An 18,913-nucleotide genomic window follows, 5' to 3' on the forward strand; every position below is an offset into this window, starting at 1 on the left:
AGCTGTATTTTTAAAGTAAAGAACTACTTTAGGTTTTTTAAGTGAGGTTATAGATGTCAAAATATACATATCCAAATAAAGTGCCTTTTTATAAGTTTTTGTTAAACGCAAATTCTATGGCCAAAAACCCTATTGTTTTTCATAACAAATGGTTTAATGAGGTTGGCGATACATTTGCTATAAAATCACCATTTTATGGATATGTGGTTTTAACACGCGATGTGAATTTCACAAAACATGTCCTTCAAAAACAGCATAGATCTTATCGTAAATCAAAAATTCAAACCACTTATTTATCTAAATATGTAGGCTATGGCTTGTTAACCTCAAGTGGCGATTATTGGTTAAAACAGCGCCGGTTAATTCAGCCAGCATTCCATAAAGAAAAAATTAACGATTTGGTTTCAATCATTAACAATACGATTGAAAAACAAGTTGATAAAATAGAACCAAACAGCTTAGTAGATTTATATCCCATAATGAATGAGCTAGCTTTTAAGGTTGTGGCCAAGTCATTATTTAATTTCTCAGCAGAAAAAGAGGTTTTAGAAAGATTACAATTTATAATTGAAAAACTTCAACTGTTTATTGTAAAAGAATTACGCATGCCTTATAAAAAGCTTTGGTACTATTTAAAGGGCGATATTAGTTATCACATGAAGTTGGTAAAAGAAAGTAGGCGTATTATTAATTCAATAATAGTAGATAGGCGCAAATCAAACCAATCGCATAACGATTTATTAGATATGCTTCTGCATGTGCAGTATGAAGATGGCACCACCATGAGTAATCAACAATTAATAGATGAAATTCTAATTTTGTTTGTTGCGGGGCATGAAACTACGGCAAATGCATTAACATTTACTTTAAAATTACTAGCAGAAAACAAGGAGGTGTTGCGTAAAGTGGAAGATGAAATTAATAAAACAAGTCTTAGTAGTTTATCGCCATTAGAAACCATACCGCAGTTAAATTATACTAAATGTGCTATTGAAGAAAGTTTACGATTGTATCCACCAGCGTGGATAACAGATAGGGTAAATATTGAAGATGATAGTATAGAAGATTATCACTTAAAAAAAGGAACCATGATAGGTATTTCAATCTACGAACTGCATCGTAATAAAAAATACTGGAATAATCCTGAAGCGTATACTCCTGAACGTTTTTTAGAGGAAAACAGGAAAGAAATCTTGCCGTATTATATGCCATTTGGAGCAGGACCTAGGTTGTGTATTGGCAATGGTTTTGCAATGTATGAAATGATTTTAGCGGTTAAAACCATTGTGAAAAAATTCAATATAACTTCAAATAAGGATAGTATAAAAATAAATCCGTTAATTACATTAAAGCCGGTAGATGTTAAATTAAAATTTAATTTAAAATAAAGGTGATTGATAATAAATCTAAATACACGCAACTTATAAAATCTGAAGCTAAACGTCTCGGTTTTTTGTCGTGTGGCATTAGTAAAGCGGGTTTTTTAGAAGCAGAAGCTCCTAGGTTAGAAAAGTGGCTTAACAAAAACATGAATGGGCAAATGCAATACATGGAAAACCATTTTGATAAGCGTTTAGATCCAACAAAATTGGTTGAAGATTCTAAAAGTGTAGTGTCTTTGTTATTAAATTATTACCCCTCTGAAAATCAATCGAAAAAGGCATTTAAAATATCAAAATACGCATACGGTACCGATTATCATTTTGTTATAAAAGATAAGTTGAAATCGTTATTACATTTTATTCAAGATGAAATAGGCGAAGTGCATGGTCGTGCTTTTGTTGATTCTGCTCCGGTTCTAGATAAAGCATGGGCAGCAAAATCCGGATTAGGTTGGATTGGGAAGCATAGTAATTTATTAACCCAACAAGTAGGATCGTTCTATTTTATAGCCGAATTAATTATTGATTTAGATTTAGAGTACGATTCAATTACAAGCGATCATTGCGGAACATGTACTGCTTGTATTGATGCGTGCCCTACCCAGGCTATTACCGAACCTTATGTTGTAGATGGTAGTAAGTGTATCTCATATTTTACTATAGAATTAAAAGAAAACATACCAACGGAATTTAAAGGTAAAATGGACGACTGGATGTTTGGTTGCGATGTTTGTCAAGATGTTTGTCCATGGAATCGATTTTCAAAACCGCATAACGAGCCACTTTTTAATCCGCATCCCGAATTGTTACAAATGACTAAAAAAGATTGGGAAGAAGTGACTCAAGAAACCTTTAGTAAAGTGTTTCAAAAATCGGCAGTAAAACGCACTAAATTTTCCGGCTTGAAAAGGAATATTGAATTTCTAAAGTAACTATTTATCCACGAAAAATTATTCTATTTTGAGATTTATATCGTCTTATTTTTTTAAGTTAGATTTTTAGTTTGTATTGTAAGGTGCTTTCGTTCAAAAAAGATTATCTTAAAACTATTACTTTTAATAATACGACTTTGCTAAAATGAAAACTAAGTATTTCTACATGTTTATAAGATTTATTCTATTATTACTTCTCACCTTTTCTTTTTCGTGTAATAGTACCGACACCAAAAAGCACAAAATTGGTTTTTCTCAATGTATTAGTAAGGATGATTGGAGAAAAGCTATGGATCATGAAATGGAAGTTGAAGCTTCATTATATGAGGACATTGATTTAACAATTTTTCAGGGCAATGAAGATGTAGAACTTCAAAAATCTCAAATTGAATTCATGATAGATAATGAGTTTGATGTTATTATCGTTTCCCCGTTAAGACCAGAACCATTAGTTTCTGTAATTGAAAAAGCTTATGATAAAGGTATTCCGGTTATCATTGTGGATCGAAAAATTAATTCACAAAAATTTACAGCTTTCATTGGAGCCAATAATCTCGATGTGGGGCGTAATGCTGCTAATTATATAGCTTCTTTAAATGAAAAACCATCCAGAATTCTTGAAATTAGAGGAAGTGATAATTCTTCACCTGTTATCGAGAGACATTTAGGGTTTCATGAAATTATATATAATGAACCAAATATTACGGTTGAGTATAGAATTAATGATGAAGATATTGAACAAAGGGTACCTCAAATTTTAGATTCGCTACATGTTAAACCTATTAATTTTGTGTATGCTTTTAATGATGATATTGCGTATAGAACCTGGAAAATTGCAAAATCTAAAGGCGTTGAAGAGTCTATTAAGTTTATTGGTGTAGATGGCTTAAATGGTGCAAATAATGGAATTCAATTAGTGCAAAATGGTATACTAGCTGCAACTATATTATATCCAACGGGTGGAGACGAAGCTATAAAAATAGCTATGAAGATTTTACGAAAAGAAAACGTTTCTAAAAACAACATATTAAACACCACGGTAATTGATTATAGAAATGCTGAGATTATGAAAAATCAGTATGATAAAATTAATAAGCATCAAAATGAAATAGAAGAACAACAAGAAAAAATAACACAGCAGGAAGAAACATATTCAACTCAAAAGAACATACTAAAAGTGCTTTTAGGATTGCTAATTACAAGTTTACTTTTAGCTATCTACAGTGTATATTCAGCAAATAGCATTAAAAAGAAAAAGCGAGAGTTAGAAATTCAAAATAAAAAAATAACGACGCAGCGTAATCAAATCAAGAAATTTGCCGAAGAAGTAAAGGTTAGTAACGATGCTAAAACGAATTTCTTTACAGGATTATCGCATGAATTTAAAACACCAATAACACTTATTTTATCTTCAATTGAATCTTTAAGTGAAGATAATGCCATTAAGGATAATAAACTTTTAAGGGAAGTTGGTTTAATTTACAATAACTCTAAACGATTATTAAGGTTAATAAATCAACTTCTAGATTTTAGAAAAATTGAAGACCGAAAATTTATATTAAAAGCCTCGGAAACTAATATTTATGAGTTTTCAACCGGAATTTTTAAAGATTTTGAACGTGAAGCACAAAAAAGAAATATCGAATTCTTAATTAACACCAACGATGAAAATTTAAAAATTTATATAGATAGAAATTTAATGGATAAAGTCTACTTCAATTTACTATCCAATGCCTTTAAGTTTACACCAAATAATGGTAGTGTACATATTAATATTATAAATGAAGTTGATAGCAATTTTGTGAAAATCAATTTTAAGGATAGCGGAATTGGAATACCCAAAAAAGATCTAGATAATGTTTTTCAAGCTTTCTTTCAGGCATCCAACAACAATAAAGTAAGTTCTGGTATTGGTTTGCATTTATCAAAAGAGTTTGTGGAAATGCATAAAGGCACCATAGATGTATCAAGCAAACATGGTACAGAATTTACCCTAACACTTTACAAAGGAAATGCGCATTTAAGTTCTGATGAGATTATTTACGAACCCGATTTAATAGATAATTCTGTATTAAATTTTAATGCAGATTTTGAAGAAAACGAGTTTGTTGAGGTTGGTGTAGTTCGTGATGAAGAGCATTACTCTATTCTTATCATTGAAGATAATTCAGATTTAATTAAATATTTAAGAAATAAATTGATTGGCGAATATGACGTACATGTCTCCGATGGAACTGATGGTATTGAAAAAGCTTATGAAATAGTGCCCGACATTATTATTTGCGATATTAATTTACCAGATAAAACAGGTTTTGAAATATGCGAAATTTTAAAGAAGGACTTAAGAACTTCTCATATTCCAACAATTATGCTAACTGCTTTAAATAATAAAGAATCTTATTTAAAAGGTTTGGAATCGGGCGCAGATTTATATTTAACCAAGCCGTTTAGTTTTGCTGTTCTTCAGCAATCCATAAAAACCATGATTTATAATAGGGAAAAACTTCGTTATTATTTTATAAACAACATTCACAAAATAAATACGGATAATAGTTTCGGCTCAATAGAACAGGATTTTTTATCTAAAATAAATGAAATAATAAACGAGAATTTAGATAATTCTAAATTTTCGGTTGAAAACTTAGCTACTGCTCTAAACATATCCAGAGTACAACTATACCGAAAAACCAAAGCTATTTTAGGTGTTTCAATTAGCGATTATATTCAAAATATACGCTTAGAAAAGGCAAAAACACTTTTGAAAGAAACCAAATTAACAATCTCTGAGATTGCATATGCTACTGGCTTTTCTTCTCCTAATTACTTTTCTACTAGTTTTAAGAACAAGTTTGATAATTCACCTAAAGCATACAGAGCGTCTTAAGCCTGCCTTTACTTTATATTTTCTTTAGTTATCAATTCTTGTTTTGATAAAATAAGAGGTGTTTTTTTACGAACACTATTTTTTAAGTGGTGGGTATTAGTGATATTCTTATTTTATGGAAGGTTTTTTTACTGAATTCGCATGTTAATAATGCGTAATAAGGTATCAATTTTGAAATAATGGTGTAACGATTTTAGAGATTAGTTTTTTGTAATTTAAAAAAAATAGGCTTTAACCTGTTTAAAATCAAATGATTACATTGAATTTAAGTTCGGGTGAACAATTTCAATATATATTGATACATATGTAACACATCAAAAAAGGCTTTCAGTATAACTTGCAATCACTAAAACTAACTAAACACCACCACCACATGAATAAGAAGATACTAATATGGTCTGTTACAGCTGCTTTAGCTGGTTTCCTTTTTGGATTTGATACAGTAGTTATATCGGGTGCAGAAAAGCGACTACAATTATTATGGGGTTCTTCAGATATGTTTCATGGTGTTGTAGTAATAGGTATGGCACTTTGGGGAACTGTAATTGGTGCTTTTTTTGGTGGTATTCCTACTAATAAATTAGGACGTAAAAATACTTTAGTATGGATAGGTGTTTTATATACAATATCTGCTATAGGTTCTGCCTTAGCTAACGATCCTATAACTTTTGCTGTTTTTAGATTTATAGGTGGTTTAGGTGTTGGAGCATCTACAATTGCAGCTCCAGCTTACATATCAGAAATAGCTCCAGCTAAAGACCGCGGCAAATTGGTTGGCTTATATCAATTTAATATAGTTTTTGGAATACTTGTCGCTTTCCTATCTAACTACCTGCTAAATAATATAGGAGAAAACGCTTGGAGATGGATGGTAGGTGTAGAGGCAATTCCTGCGGCTATATATACACTTTTTGTGCTAACGGTTCCTAAAAGCCCAAGATGGTTACTAACTAAATTAAGAAATGCCGAAGCAGTAAATGTTCTTAAAATTATTAATCCAGATCAAGATCCAGAAAAGTTGATGATGGAGATTAAGGATGAAATGGAAAATACCGTTCCAAATGAAAACATTTTTTTAAAGAAATATAGATTCCCATTAACCCTAGCATTTTTAATAGCCTTTTTTAATCAATTATCAGGAATTAACGCATTGCTTTATTATGCACCTAGAATATTGGCAGAGGCGGGTCTAGAGGAAAGTTCAGCCCTTTTAAGTAGTATAGGCGTAGGTGTAACCAACTTGCTATTTACACTTTTAGGTATTTATTTGATTGATAGATTAGGACGAAAACAACTTATGTATATATGTTCTTTCGGTTATATTATTTCATTGAGTTTAGTTTCAGCTGCCTTCTTTTTTGGTTGGGAAGGTAGTGCAATGCCCATATTTTTGTTCATGTTTATAGCAGCACATGCTATTGGTCAAGGAACAGTAATATGGGTATTTATTTCAGAAATTTTTCCTAATCATTTAAGAGGTTCTGGGCAATCGTTTGGTAGCTCTGTACATTGGATATTGGCTGCCATAGTGCCATCATTAGTTCCTGTTTTGTTTTCTACTATAGGAGCGGGAATGGTTTTTCTATTCTTTGCAATTATGATGGGATTCCAGTTACTATTTGTGATTTTTATGATGCCAGAAACCAAGGGAGTAAGTTTAGAAGAATTGAGCAAAAAATTAATTAAGTAAAATAAATAATATGAAAACAATAAAAAAAGCAAATCTAGTTTTAATGTTTTTGGTTTTAACATTTGTTGTTGCGTGTAAAGGTAAAGTAGATGCTAATCAGAATGTTGAGGAATTGATTGATGAAAATTATTCTGAAGAAGATTTATACCGTCCTAACTTTCATTTTACTCCAAAAAAAGCTTGGATGAATGATCCTAATGGCATGTTCTATTATAATGGATATTACCATTTATACTTTCAGTACCACCCAGATAGTAATGTATGGGGGCCAATGCATTGGGGGCACGCTATAAGTACAGATATGATTTCATGGACAGAGCAACCTATAGCTATTTATCCAGATGAATTAGGGACTATTTTCTCCGGAAGTGCTGTAGTGGATATTGGAAATACGTCAGGTTTTGGAAAAGTATCAAACGCAGCGCCTATAGTTGCTATGTACACTAATCATTTAGATAAAGGCGAAGGTAGTGTAAACCAAACGCAAAGTATTGCTTACAGTCATGATGAGGGTAAAACGTTTACTAAATATGAAAACAACCCGGTTATTGATGCTAATTTAAAAGATTTTAGAGACCCTAAAGTAACCTGGGATGCAGATAGAAATAAATGGGTCATGGTGCTTGCTGCCGATGATAAAATTATGTTTTACGACTCTAAAGATTTAAAAGAATGGAAGTTGCTTTCAGATTTTAAAAGAGAAGAAGGTTCTAAAGACGGTGTTTGGGAATGTCCAGATTTATTTAAACTACCTGTATTGGGTACAGGTGAATCTAAGTGGGTGTTAATAGTAAGTATTGGTAAAGGTGGTCCAAATGGAGGTAGCGCAACCCAATATTTTATTGGAGATTTTGACGGAACTTCATTTGTAATGGACAAGGATTTCGAAACAGCCAGAAATAAAGAAAATAACTTTTGGGTAGATTTTGGAAGAGATAATTATGCGGGTGTTACATGGTCTAATGCAAAAAGAAAAGACGGTAGCAAACTCATGTTAGGATGGATGTCTAACTGGGATTATGCTATTAAGGTTCCTACCGAAACTTGGAGAAGTGCTATGACTATTGCTAGAGAGGTAAATCTTCAAAAGGATGAAAATGGTTATAAGCTATTATTTCAACCAGTAAAAGAGCTTAACAATTACAGAAGCATCAAATATAAAAAAGAAAATATTTCTATTAGGGGAGATACTAAAATTATTGATGCTTCCACTATGGATTTAGCTAGTGCCGAGATTCAATTTAATATCTCCGATGTTATAGATAAAGGATTTACTTTCAATTTAACAAATAAACAAGGGGATACGCTGGCCTTTGGATACAACAAAGCCGATAAAAACTTTTTTGTAGATAGAACAAAATCTGGAAAAACAGGCTTCTCAGAAAATTTTGCAAAAGGCGTTTCTGTTGCTAAAAGAACATCGCTTAGTCCAGATATGTCTGGTACTATCATTTTAGATAAAACATCTATAGAGCTGTTTTTTGATAATGGCGAAACTGTAATGACAGAAATATTTTTCCCAAATAAACCATATACTAAACTAAGTATAATACCCGAAGCCCAAGAATTTATTCTTGGCAGTATTGAAATGAATAAACTAAATATTAATTAATTCTAACTAATTATGAAATTTAAACAACTATTTTTTATGCCCGTTTTCGCTTTAATGAGCTTATGGGTGCAAGCGCAGGTTACAGGTACTGTTACCTCGCTGGAAGATGGTATGCCTTTGCCAGGTGTATCAGTAATTGTAAGTGGTACAACGCAAGGTGCTGCCACAGATTTTGATGGAAACTATGTATTGGATAATGTCGATTCTAACGGGACATTAGTGTTTAGTTACGTAGGTTATAAAACTCAAGAAATTCAAATTAACGGACGTTCTGTAATTAATGTAGTACTAACAGAAGATGCAGCTTCGCTTGACGAAATTATTGTTACAGGATATGCAAGAGAAAGAAAAGTAGATGTTACTGGAGCAATTACGGTTGTAGAGCTAGGACCAACCGAAGGTGCTAGTATGAGTTCTGGTAGTGCTATTCAAGGTTTACAAGGTCGAGTGCCAGGTGTTTATATTGAAAAATCTGGAGACCCTACAGGAGCTAGTAGTAACATATTAATTCGTGGTGCTACAACATTAGGTAATAACGATCCTTTGTTTGTTATTGATGGTGTTCCAACAGTGAGACAAGATGTTTTTTCTAGTATTAACCCAAGCACAATAGAGTCTGTGCAAGTACTTAAAGATGCCTCGGCATCATCACTTTATGGTGCTCGTGCTGGTAATGGAGTAATTATCGTTACTACTAAAAATAGCGCTAGAGCTGCTGGTGGTGAAAAATTTAAAGTAAGCATAAATTCAAATATATCGGTGCTTTCTGAGAAGAAACAACGTTATGATATGCTTAACGCTCAGCAAAGGGGAGAAATACTATGGCAAGCTTCAGTAAATGATAATTCAGACCCTAATGGTGGATATGGCCAAATTTATAATTTTGACTGGAATGGCGATTTTAACAACCCAATTTTAAACGGAGTAACCGTACAGCCATTTGTAGGTGGCGATACTAGCATACCTGCTGGTGATACAGATTGGCAAAATGAAACTTATCAAACAGGTTATGTTTATAATAATGAAATATCGGTTTCTGGAGGTACAGATAACTCGTTTCACCTACTTAATGTTGGACATTTAAGAAATACAGGAATTCTAAAGTACACAGGTTACGAAAGGATTTCTGCAAAATTAAATTCTAATTTTCATTTATTTGATAATAGATTAAGACTTGGAGTTAATACACAAATGTTTACATCAGATGAAACTTTGGCGTCTACAGATATAGGTAGCGCGCCAACACCAGGTTTAGCTATTGGGTTGGCTCCAACTTTACCAGTTTATGATGCTAATGGTGGTTTTGCTGGACCTTTAGGTGCTGGATATTCTGATAGAAATAACGCCGTTTTAATACAATATTTAAATCGCTGGGACAATACTGATAGAACAACTGTCTTTGGTAATATTTGGGGTGAATTCGATATTATTGAAAATTTAACATTCAGAACAAGTTTAGGTTTAGATTTTAGCGATTATAAAAGAAAAGATATTGAACCGATAGTACGTAATGGTTCAGTTAATAGAGATAATAACAGGTTAATACTAGACACTAATAAGTTTACGAGTTTGGTTTTTACAAATACATTAAGTTATCAACTAGAACTTAATGAAAAACATAAAATAAATGTATTATTAGGAGTAGAATCTATAAAAGACACCTTTGATGAGATTTACGCTCAGGGTGATGGGTTTAACACTGAAACTGAAGATTATTTTGTGCTAAAAGAAGCAACCCAAGGAACAATTAGTAATGGGGCTTCAACAGGAAGTAGAATGCAATCTCAATTTGGTAAAATTAGTTATGGTTTCGACGATAGATACTTAGCGTCTTTTACATTGCGTCGTGATGGGTCTTCAAGATTTGGAGCAGATAACAGATATGGTGTTTTTCCTGCGGCTACTGTTGGTTGGAGAATTAGTAACGAAGAATTTTGGAAAGATAATGATATTGTGAATTCATTAAAATTTAGAGCAGGTTATGGAGAGGTAGGAAATCAAACTATTGGAGATGTGGCACGTTTTGGTTTGTTTTCATCAAAATATGGACAAAACCAACTACAAGCAACAGGAGATAATTTCTTCTTTAATACCTTTTATAATGTGGGAACCGCTTACGATTTAAATGGTGTAAACTCAGGGCAGTTACCATCAGGTTTTGCTTCTGTTCAAGCAGGAAATCCTGCTTTAAAATGGGAAACCACAAAAGAAATTAACCTTGGTTTAGATTTTACATTATTTAATAATAATGTAGTTGGATCTTTTGACTATTTCACAAGAGAAACTTCAGATATTTTAACCATACCTCCAATTGCATCGGCAATAGGTGAAGGTCAATTACGTACATTAAATGGAGCAACTACTCAAGTTAAAGGTTGGGAATTAGCTTTAGGATATTCTAAAACATTAGATAATGGTTTATCATTTACAGTAGCAACAAACTTTGGTGCTTTTAAAGATGAGATTACCGAATTACCCGCCGAAGTTGTTTCCTCTTTTCCTGGAACCGTAGAAAACTCTATTATTGGCCATTCACAGTTTTCAATTTATGGATATAAATACGATGGTATTTTTCAAAATCAAGCAGAAGTAGATGCTAGTCCTACACAAGTGCCAGCAGGAAGAGTAGGTGGACAAAAATTTAAAGATTTAAGCGGTAATGGAAGCGTAGGTGTAGAGGATAGAGATTTCCTTGGAACTACTTTGCCAGACCTAGAGTATGGTATTAGAATTGATATGGCATATAAAGATTTCGACTTGTCATTATTTGGCTCTGGGGTAGCAGGAAGAATAGGACAAGATCCTTATATTGTAACAAATAATTTTGTTCAAGGTAGAGATAATGGGGGAGTTGGAGTATTAAATGCATGGACTCCAACCAACACAAATACAGATGTTCCTGCATTAACTCTTGCAAATAACGATAATAGAATTTCTGATTATTTATTTAGAAACAACTCTTATTTCAAATTAAGAAACCTTCAATTTGGATATTCTCTTCCTGAAGAATTAGCAAATAAATTAGGAGGAATGACTAGCTGTAGAGTTTACTTCCAAGGTGAGAATTTATTTTGGATTACGCCTAGCGATTACATAGGTTCAGATCCTGAGCGTACGGATACAAATAGAATTCCAGTACCTACAACGCTTTCATTAGGACTTAATATTAACTTTTAAAATGGTAAACATGAAAAAATATATAAAAACAATATGTACAGGAATTATGGCAACAATGGTGTTGTTTGCTTGTTCCGATGATTTTTTAGAATACGAACCAGAGGGGTTTTTATCTGCTGAGGATGCAGCAACGGCCGAAAATGCAGAAGCCTTAGTGGTAGCTGCCTATGCAGGAATTGCTAACGATGATATGGTTGGGCCATTAACAAGTATGTGGGTATACGGTAGTGTACGTTCAGATGATGCATATAAAGGCGGCGGTGGTCGTGGAGATGTAGATGTTGTAGATAGATACGAGCAATATAACTTAACTATTGCTGATGACCCGTTAGATTGGATGGCTCCAAGAACCTGGACAAATTATTACGCAGCTATTTCAAGGGCAAATCTTGCTTTGAATGTAGTTAATCAGATCCCAGACGCAGATTTTGAAAATAAAACATTAAGACAAGCAGAGCTTAGATTCCTAAGAGCGCATTCTCATTTTGTTTTAAAAACATTGTTTAAAAAAGTCCCTTATATCACAGAGGGTTTAACGCAAGAAGAAATTTTACAAATTGATAACCGTTTAGATAATGATGCCTTATGGAATACTATAGCAGACGATTTCTTATTTGCATATAATAATTTACCACAATCGCAAGAGCAGGTAGGTAGAGCAGATAAAAATGCAGCAGCGGCATATTTAGCTAAACTACGTTTGTATCAGGCTTACGAGCAAAATGATACACATCAAGTTACTAATATTAACATGTCTCGTTTACAAGAGGTTGTAGATTATGCAGATGATGTTACTGGTGCTCTAGAGGCAGATTACGGTAATAATTATTTGGATGGTTTTGATAATGGTTCAGAATCTATTTGGGCAGCACAATTTTCAATAAACGATGGTACAACAGTTGGTAGAGTTAGTTTTGTAACAGGATTAAACTCACCTCACGGAACAGGTTTATACGGGTGTTGTGGTTTTCACTTAGCAAGTCATAACATGGTAAATGCATTTAAAACAGATGCTGATGGTTTACCTATGTTCGATACTTTTAATGACACAAATATTTTTGCTGTGGTTGATGCTGATGGTGAAACGCCTTTAGAAGCAGGAATTACTTTAGATCCAAGAATTGATCATACCGTTGGAATACCTGGTCGTCCTTTTAAATATCGTAATACCCTTAATGAGGCTGGAGATATGATTTACAACTTTAGTTGGGCTAGAGATCCGGGAGTATATGGGTATTTTGGAAACATGAAAGAGCAACAAGCTCCAGACTGTTCATGTTATGTTAAAGAGGGACCATTTGTAGGTACTTCTAAAAACATAGAGTTTATTAGATATGCCGATGTACTTTTATTTAAGGCAGAAGCTTTAATACAAATGAACCAAGTAGATGATGGTATTAGTATTATTAATGAAGTAAGAAGACGTGCAGCAGCAAGTACACAAAGACAAATGGATGCAGGAGCATCTGATGTTTATAACATTGGCGAGTACCCAATGGGAATGTCTAAAGAAGATGGTATTAAAGCCTTAATGTTTGAAAGACGTTTAGAGTTTGGTATGGAAGGACCAAGATTTTTCGACCTAGTACGTTGGGGAATTGCAGAGCCTGTACTTAATGCTTATTTAGATGTTGAAAAAACTAGAAAAGACTTTTTATCTAATGCTAAATTTACAGCAGGTAGAGATGAGTATTACCCTATTCCACAAAGAGAAATTGATTTCACAGGTGGTTTATACGACCAAAACCCTGGTTATTAATAAAAGTAATTAGTTTGAGTTAGTTACTACTAGTTTAAGTCATTAATTTGGTTGATTCTTTATTTAGTTAATTTTGTTTTAATCAGTTTTTGATTTTAGAGGGAGTTTTACAAAACTCCCTCTTTTTTAATTTTATAAAATAAAAAATATGTCTAAAATTGTTTGTTTTGGAGAAGTATTATGGGATGTGTTTCCTACACATAAAAAAATAGGTGGTGCACCATTAAACGTAGCTAGCAGGTTGCAATCTTTTAATCACGATGTTACTATGGTTAGTGCTATTGGAAAAGGTAAAAGTGGCGCAGAAATTATGCAATACCTTAAGGGTTGTGGTGTAAATACAAGTTGTGTACAAGTTAATCCAGAGTATAAAACAGGTAAAGTAAAAGTCATGCTTAACGCTCAAGGCTCGGCATCTTACGATATTAAATACCCAAGAGCTTGGGATAAAATAAGGCTAACCGAAGTAAATAAAAAAGCGGTTAAAAGTTCCGATGCGTTTGTTTTTGGTAGTTTAGTGGCAAGAGATGATAATTCTAGAGATACCTTATACGCACTAATTGAACTAGCTAAATATAAAATTTTCGATCTAAATTTAAGGCCGCCTTACTACACCAAAGATGTTTTGTTTCACTTAATGGATAAAGCCAATTTTATTAAATTTAATGATGATGAACTTTATGAAGTATGCGAATATATGGGTTCTAAATATAAATCATTAGAGCAGAACCTAATGTTTATTTCAGAAAAAACAAACACAAAGCATATTTGTGTTACCAAAGGATCGCACGGTGCTGTATTACTTTATAATGGGAAGTTGTTTTATAATAGTGGTTTTCTAATTAAAGTGATTGATACTGTTGGAGCAGGAGATTCTTTTTTAGGAACTTTAATTAGCCAATTATTAAATAATGTTAACCCGCAAGAAGCTGTAGATTATGCTTGTGCAGTAGGTGCTTTAGTGGCTCAAAGTGAAGGTGCTAACCCTAAATTATCTAGTTCTGAAATTGATGTGTTTATTAATCCGTATTAATTAAGGTAATCTAACTTTTAGTAGATTCTCTTTTAATTAATTCGGTTTCTAGTGTAATGATTTTTGGTTTTTTTGGCTTTTTATTTTTAATAGCATTCATTTCTTTAAAAAGTTGCTTAAAAGCCGTTTTACCCATTTTATAACCAGGTTGGTCAATCGTTGTTAACGTTGGAGATATTACCGAAGACATAAACCAATTACTAAATCCAACAATTTTAATATCCTCTGGAATTTTAACACCTAGAGCTTTAAATTCTGTCATGGCACCAATAGCAACCAAATCAGTGTTTATAAAAATGCCATCAACATCGTCATGATCCTGTAATAACTGTCTCGCGTTTTGTTTACCTTCTTCAAAACTTTTATCACCAAGTTCACAGATATAAACTAAAGTTGGGTCGTAAGGCATATTATTGTCTATTAAAGCTTGTTTGTAGCCTAAAAATCTATCAATAGAATTTTGAGGTAAAAGGGCACCTCTAAAATGTGCAATACGTTTGCAACCAATATCTATTAAATGTTGCGTAGCGGTGTAAGCAGCCTTTCTATCATCAATAATAATTTTTGAACATTTTACAAGTTTAGCAATTTTATCAAACATGACTATGGGCTTCTCTTGCGCTATAACTTCGTTTAAGTGATTAAAATCTGCGGTTCCGTTAGCAATAGAAATTATTAAACCATCTACACGCTGACTCAATAATAAATCAATTTGTTTTTTTTCTAACTCATAAGACTCATTAGATTGAAGAATGATAACTAAATAGCCTTTTTTTTCTGCTTGCGATATAATACCTTTTATAACATTCGAAAAAAAATGATGAACGATTACCGGTATAACCAAGCCTATAGTTTTAGATTCTTTGGTTCTTAGGTTAACAGCAAACGTATTTGGCTTATAGTTTAATGTTTTTGCCAATTCCCTTACTAACCCTCTTGTTTTTTTACTTACATCCGGATAGTCTTTTAAGGCTTTTGAAACTGTGGTAACAGAAATATTTAATTGTTCGGCGATGTCTTTTAAAGTTACAGGTTTCATAAGAAGGTTTTTTTAAAGCATAAATATAATAATTAAAAAACATCCCGAAAACGTTTTCGGTAAAAACGAAAACGTTTTCGATGCTAAATAATGATTTTTATATGTGTTTTGGTATAGATTTGATAAAAATTAACTAAATAAATTATCAATTAATCTAAATTAAGACAAATGAATTCAATTAAAAAAAATGGAATTTTGTTGTTATTGTTGCTGTTTTCGGTGGGTAATGCCGTGGCTCAATCAATATCAGGAAACGTAAAAGACAAAACAGGGATACCTTTACCAGGTGTTAATGTTATTGTAGATGGCACTACTAAAGGTGCTGTTACAGATTTTGATGGCAATTATGCTATTAGTAATCTGGAAAATGGTGCGTATACTTTATCTGCCACTTTTATTGGGTATGCAAAAACATCAAAAACTGTTACCATTGATGGAGGTGATCTTGTAGTCGATTTTACTATGGAGGAAGATGCACAATCTTTGGACGAAATTATTGTAACAGGAGTTGTAAACCCTAAGTCTAGGCTAGAATCTAGTGTCTCTGTTTCTACAATGGGCGCTAAGCTAATTGAGCAAGCTGCACCACGAAGTGCTGGTGAACTTTTTAGAAATGTACCAGGTATACGTGCTGAGTCTTCGGGTGGTGAAGGTAACGCTAACTTTAATGTACGTGGTGTACCAGTATCTTCTGGGGGATCAAGATATTTCCAAATTCAAGAAGATGGTTTACCATTAAACTTATTTGGTGATACTTCTTTTGGAAATGCCGATAACTTTCTAAGAATCGATTCTAACATTGGTAGAGTTGAAGCTATAAGAGGTGGTTCTGCATCTACACAAACATCAAATGGTCCAGCAGGTATCATTAATATGATTAGTAAAACAGGTGCTACAGAAGGTGGGTCTCTTGCAACAACGTTTGGTTTAGACTATCAAACAACAAGATTAGATTTTGAATATGGAACGCCATTAGGAAATGGTTTATCTTACCATATTGGTGGATTTATGAGAACTGGCGAAGGGCCAAGAGAAATAGGTTACCAAGGAAATAAAGGTGGGCAATTTAAAGCTAATCTTACTAAGAAATTTGAAAACGGCTACGTGCGTACATACGTTAAGTTTTTAAACGATAAATCTGTAATGTATATGCCAATGCCAATGCGTTTAGAGGGCGATAATTCAAACCCTACATATTCTAACTTACCAGGATTTGATATTACTTCGGATGCAACACACTCTGCTTATTTACAACAAAGTGCTGGAACATCTCCTTTTTCTGGAGAAAGACATGTAAACGATGTTAGAAATGGTAATAACCCAATTTCAAAAGCATTAGGAGCTGAGTTTTCTTTCGATTTAGGTGAAGGTTGGAAAGTAACAGGTAAAGGTAGATACTCTAATAATAGTGGAGAATGGGTTGCACCATTTACAGCAGCTGTTGGTACGGTTTCTGAAATTGAAGGAATGTTAACGGCTGATAATGATGTAGATGATCCAGATAGATTAGATGAAGATGGAAATCCAGACCCTTATACAGGTAAAGCAGGTGTGCAATCACATATAGGTGAGTTTGCTACAGCTGGAGATGTACCATCATTGGTTTATGCAAATGGAGATAGAGAAGCTTTTGCTCCGTCAAACGGATTAGCTCAAGTTATTCATATGTTTGATGTTTCAATAGAAGATTTAAGTAACTTTTTTGGAGATATTAAAATAAGCAAGAAAGTAAGTGATAATGTTGGAGTTACAGCAGGTTTATTCACAGCAACTCAAAACACTAAAATTGGATGGCAATGGAATTCTTTTCTGTCTGAAGTTAAAGGTGATGGAGAAGCAAGATTAGCAGATTTTGACGGTGTGTCTAGAAGTGGTCAATACTCTTATGGAACTCCAGTTTGGGGTAACTGTTGTCAACGTAAATACAACACAGTGCATAGTGTGAATTCTCCTTATGTAGGTGTTGATGCAGATATTAACGATAAGTTAAACTTTGATGGTAGTGTGCGTTTTGAAAATGTTCGTGTAAACGGTAATATACAAGGTGGACCAACAAGTCAAGGTAATTTTGACTATGATGGAAATGGAACGATTGAAAGTATTGAGGAGACTGTACCATTAATTATTGGTAATGCAGGTCAGCCTTTAAATGATGATTATAATTTTGTTTCTTATTCATTAGGTCTTAACTACAAGTTAAATGATGGAGCAGCAGTATTTGGTAGATATAGTTCTGGTGCTTCTGGTAGAGCTGCCGATAGAAATAATTATGGAACTAATGGTTTAGCAGATGTTCAATATGATGAGTTATCTCAACTAGAAGTTGGTTTCAAGAAAAGATTGAATAACGGTACGCTTAACTTAACTGGTTTTAGTAGTAGAACAGATGAAGGTTTAAGTAATGAGTTAAACAGATCGGTTGGAAATCCATTTAAAGCTTTAGGTTTAGAGGCAGAAACGGCTTTAGCTTTTGGCGAAAACTTTAACTTTAATGGTTCTTTTACTTGGACTAAAGCAGAAATTGATGGTGGTGCTAACAAAGGAAACACTCCAAGAAGACAAGCAGATTTAGTTTATAACTTATCTCCGGCTTACAATTTTGGAGCAGATAGAGAGCATAGCGTTGCTTTAAGTGTATTAGGTACTTCAAAATCTTACGCACAAGATGATAACGATTTAGTAATGCCTGCTTACGCTTACTTCAATTTAATTGGAAGAGCTGGTTTAACTAAAGGACTTTCTGTAGTGTTAAGTATAAACAATCTTTTTGATACTGTTGGTATTACAGAAGTTGAAGGAAATGGCGATGGTGCTTTTGGTAATGATCGTTTAGTAAGAGCTAGATCAATTAGTGGTCGTTCTTCAACATTATCTTTACAATATAAATTTTAATAAAATAGTTTAGTTTGATTTGAGTTTGTTACTAAAAGAGTTGGGGTTTGTTTTAAGTTCCAGCTCTTTTTATTTAAAGTTTAATTGCATGAATAGCTTCATAATTCAAATCAAAAACAAAAAAAATATAAACAGATGAAAGCTTTTATTTTTTCAATATTATTAATCATTACTTTAGGAGAAGATTGCTTAGCTCAAAAAACAGAACCGGGTTTAAATGGCAGCTTAACTGCTAAAGAAAATTTGAAAAAAATAATTGTGTACGGCAGTGATACTTGCCATTATTGCATCGATACTAAAGCTTACTTAAAAAGTAAAAAGATAGACTTTACATATTACGATGTAGATGTAAACCTTTTAAAACAAAGAGAAATGGTTATTAAACTTCAAAAAGCAGGCATTTCACTAGATAATTTGTCTTTACCGATAGTAGATTTATACGGTAAGCTAATTATGAATAATACCGATTTTGAAGATTTTCTTAAAAAACTAGACACCACAAAAAACTAGACA

At 33.0% G+C, this 18,913-nt stretch carries 11 protein-coding genes; 10 read left to right on the forward strand and 1 reads right to left on the reverse strand.

The features are described 5' to 3' along the window. Positions 1–53: 53 nt before the first annotated feature. The 8 genes from HNQ90_RS02765 (at position 54) to HNQ90_RS02800 (ending at position 14,469) form a co-directional block, all read left to right on the forward strand. Positions 54–1,388: a cytochrome P450 gene (locus HNQ90_RS02765; protein ID WP_144115114.1), complete on the forward strand. Its 1,335-nt coding sequence runs from the start codon at positions 54–56 to the stop codon at positions 1,386–1,388. 2 nt (positions 1,389–1,390) lie between these two features. After that, the gene (gene queG, locus HNQ90_RS02770; RefSeq protein WP_144115115.1) at positions 1,391–2,314 is read left to right on the forward strand and encodes a tRNA epoxyqueuosine(34) reductase QueG; all 924 of its coding nucleotides are present in this window, start codon (positions 1,391–1,393) and stop codon (positions 2,312–2,314) included. A 166-nt stretch (positions 2,315–2,480) separates the two neighbouring features. Then, positions 2,481–5,198 (forward strand): hybrid sensor histidine kinase/response regulator transcription factor, encoded by a 2,718-nt coding sequence (locus HNQ90_RS02775; RefSeq protein ID WP_144115116.1) that lies wholly within the window; start codon positions 2,481–2,483, stop codon positions 5,196–5,198. 373 nt (positions 5,199–5,571) lie between these two features. Next, complete coding sequence (locus HNQ90_RS02780) at positions 5,572–6,888, forward strand: sugar porter family MFS transporter (RefSeq protein ID WP_144115117.1); 1,317 nt, start codon at positions 5,572–5,574, stop codon at positions 6,886–6,888. Positions 6,889–6,898: 10 nt separating this feature from the next. Beyond that, on the forward strand, positions 6,899–8,500 hold the full coding sequence (locus HNQ90_RS02785) for a glycoside hydrolase family 32 protein (RefSeq protein ID WP_144115118.1): 1,602 nt from the start codon (positions 6,899–6,901) through the stop codon (positions 8,498–8,500). Positions 8,501–8,512: 12 nt separating this feature from the next. Beyond that, on the forward strand, positions 8,513–11,677 hold the full coding sequence (locus HNQ90_RS02790; protein ID WP_144115119.1) for a SusC/RagA family TonB-linked outer membrane protein: 3,165 nt from the start codon (positions 8,513–8,515) through the stop codon (positions 11,675–11,677). 10 nt (positions 11,678–11,687) lie between these two features. Continuing rightward, the gene (locus HNQ90_RS02795) at positions 11,688–13,436 is read left to right on the forward strand and encodes a RagB/SusD family nutrient uptake outer membrane protein (protein ID WP_144115120.1); all 1,749 of its coding nucleotides are present in this window, start codon (positions 11,688–11,690) and stop codon (positions 13,434–13,436) included. Between the two features lie 148 nt (positions 13,437–13,584). Further along, positions 13,585–14,469: a carbohydrate kinase family protein gene (locus HNQ90_RS02800; protein WP_144115121.1), complete on the forward strand. Its 885-nt coding sequence runs from the start codon at positions 13,585–13,587 to the stop codon at positions 14,467–14,469. Positions 14,470–14,479: 10 nt separating this feature from the next. Here HNQ90_RS02800 and HNQ90_RS02805 read toward each other — a convergent pair whose 3' ends face one another. Beyond that, a complete protein-coding gene (locus tag HNQ90_RS02805; RefSeq protein WP_144115122.1) occupies positions 14,480–15,508 on the reverse strand; it encodes a LacI family DNA-binding transcriptional regulator in 1,029 nt (342 codons plus the stop codon). Between the two features lie 168 nt (positions 15,509–15,676). Here HNQ90_RS02805 and HNQ90_RS02810 point away from each other — a divergent pair, with 168 nt between their 5' ends. Both HNQ90_RS02810 and HNQ90_RS02815 read left to right on the forward strand, forming a co-directional pair. Then, on the forward strand, positions 15,677–18,400 hold the full coding sequence (locus HNQ90_RS02810) for a TonB-dependent receptor (protein WP_144115123.1): 2,724 nt from the start codon (positions 15,677–15,679) through the stop codon (positions 18,398–18,400). Positions 18,401–18,535: 135 nt separating this feature from the next. Continuing rightward, on the forward strand, positions 18,536–18,910 hold the full coding sequence (locus HNQ90_RS02815) for a glutaredoxin family protein (protein WP_144115124.1): 375 nt from the start codon (positions 18,536–18,538) through the stop codon (positions 18,908–18,910). Positions 18,911–18,913 lie beyond the last annotated feature (3 nt).

The organism is Algibacter amylolyticus, from assembly GCF_014202225.1.
Lineage (GTDB): Bacteria > Bacteroidota > Bacteroidia > Flavobacteriales > Flavobacteriaceae > Algibacter_B > Algibacter_B amylolyticus.

Bases quoted from the DNA above. Each gene is read 5' to 3' on its own strand.
- HNQ90_RS02765 (WP_144115114.1), top strand. From the start codon at position 54: ATGTCAAAATATACATATCCAAATAAAGTGCCTTTTTATAAGTTTTTG.
- HNQ90_RS02775 (WP_144115116.1), top strand. From the start codon at position 2,481: ATGTTTATAAGATTTATTCTATTATTACTTCTCACCTTTTCTTTTTCG.
- HNQ90_RS02780 (WP_144115117.1), top strand. From the start codon at position 5,572: ATGAATAAGAAGATACTAATATGGTCTGTTACAGCTGCTTTAGCTGGT.
- HNQ90_RS02785 (WP_144115118.1), top strand. From the start codon at position 6,899: ATGAAAACAATAAAAAAAGCAAATCTAGTTTTAATGTTTTTGGTTTTA.
- HNQ90_RS02790 (WP_144115119.1), top strand. From the start codon at position 8,513: ATGAAATTTAAACAACTATTTTTTATGCCCGTTTTCGCTTTAATGAGC.
- HNQ90_RS02795 (WP_144115120.1), top strand. From the start codon at position 11,688: ATGAAAAAATATATAAAAACAATATGTACAGGAATTATGGCAACAATG.
- HNQ90_RS02800 (WP_144115121.1), top strand. From the start codon at position 13,585: ATGTCTAAAATTGTTTGTTTTGGAGAAGTATTATGGGATGTGTTTCCT.
- HNQ90_RS02805 (WP_144115122.1), bottom strand. From the start codon at position 15,508: ATGAAACCTGTAACTTTAAAAGACATCGCCGAACAATTAAATATTTCT.
- HNQ90_RS02810 (WP_144115123.1), top strand. From the start codon at position 15,677: ATGAATTCAATTAAAAAAAATGGAATTTTGTTGTTATTGTTGCTGTTT.
- HNQ90_RS02815 (WP_144115124.1), top strand. From the start codon at position 18,536: ATGAAAGCTTTTATTTTTTCAATATTATTAATCATTACTTTAGGAGAA.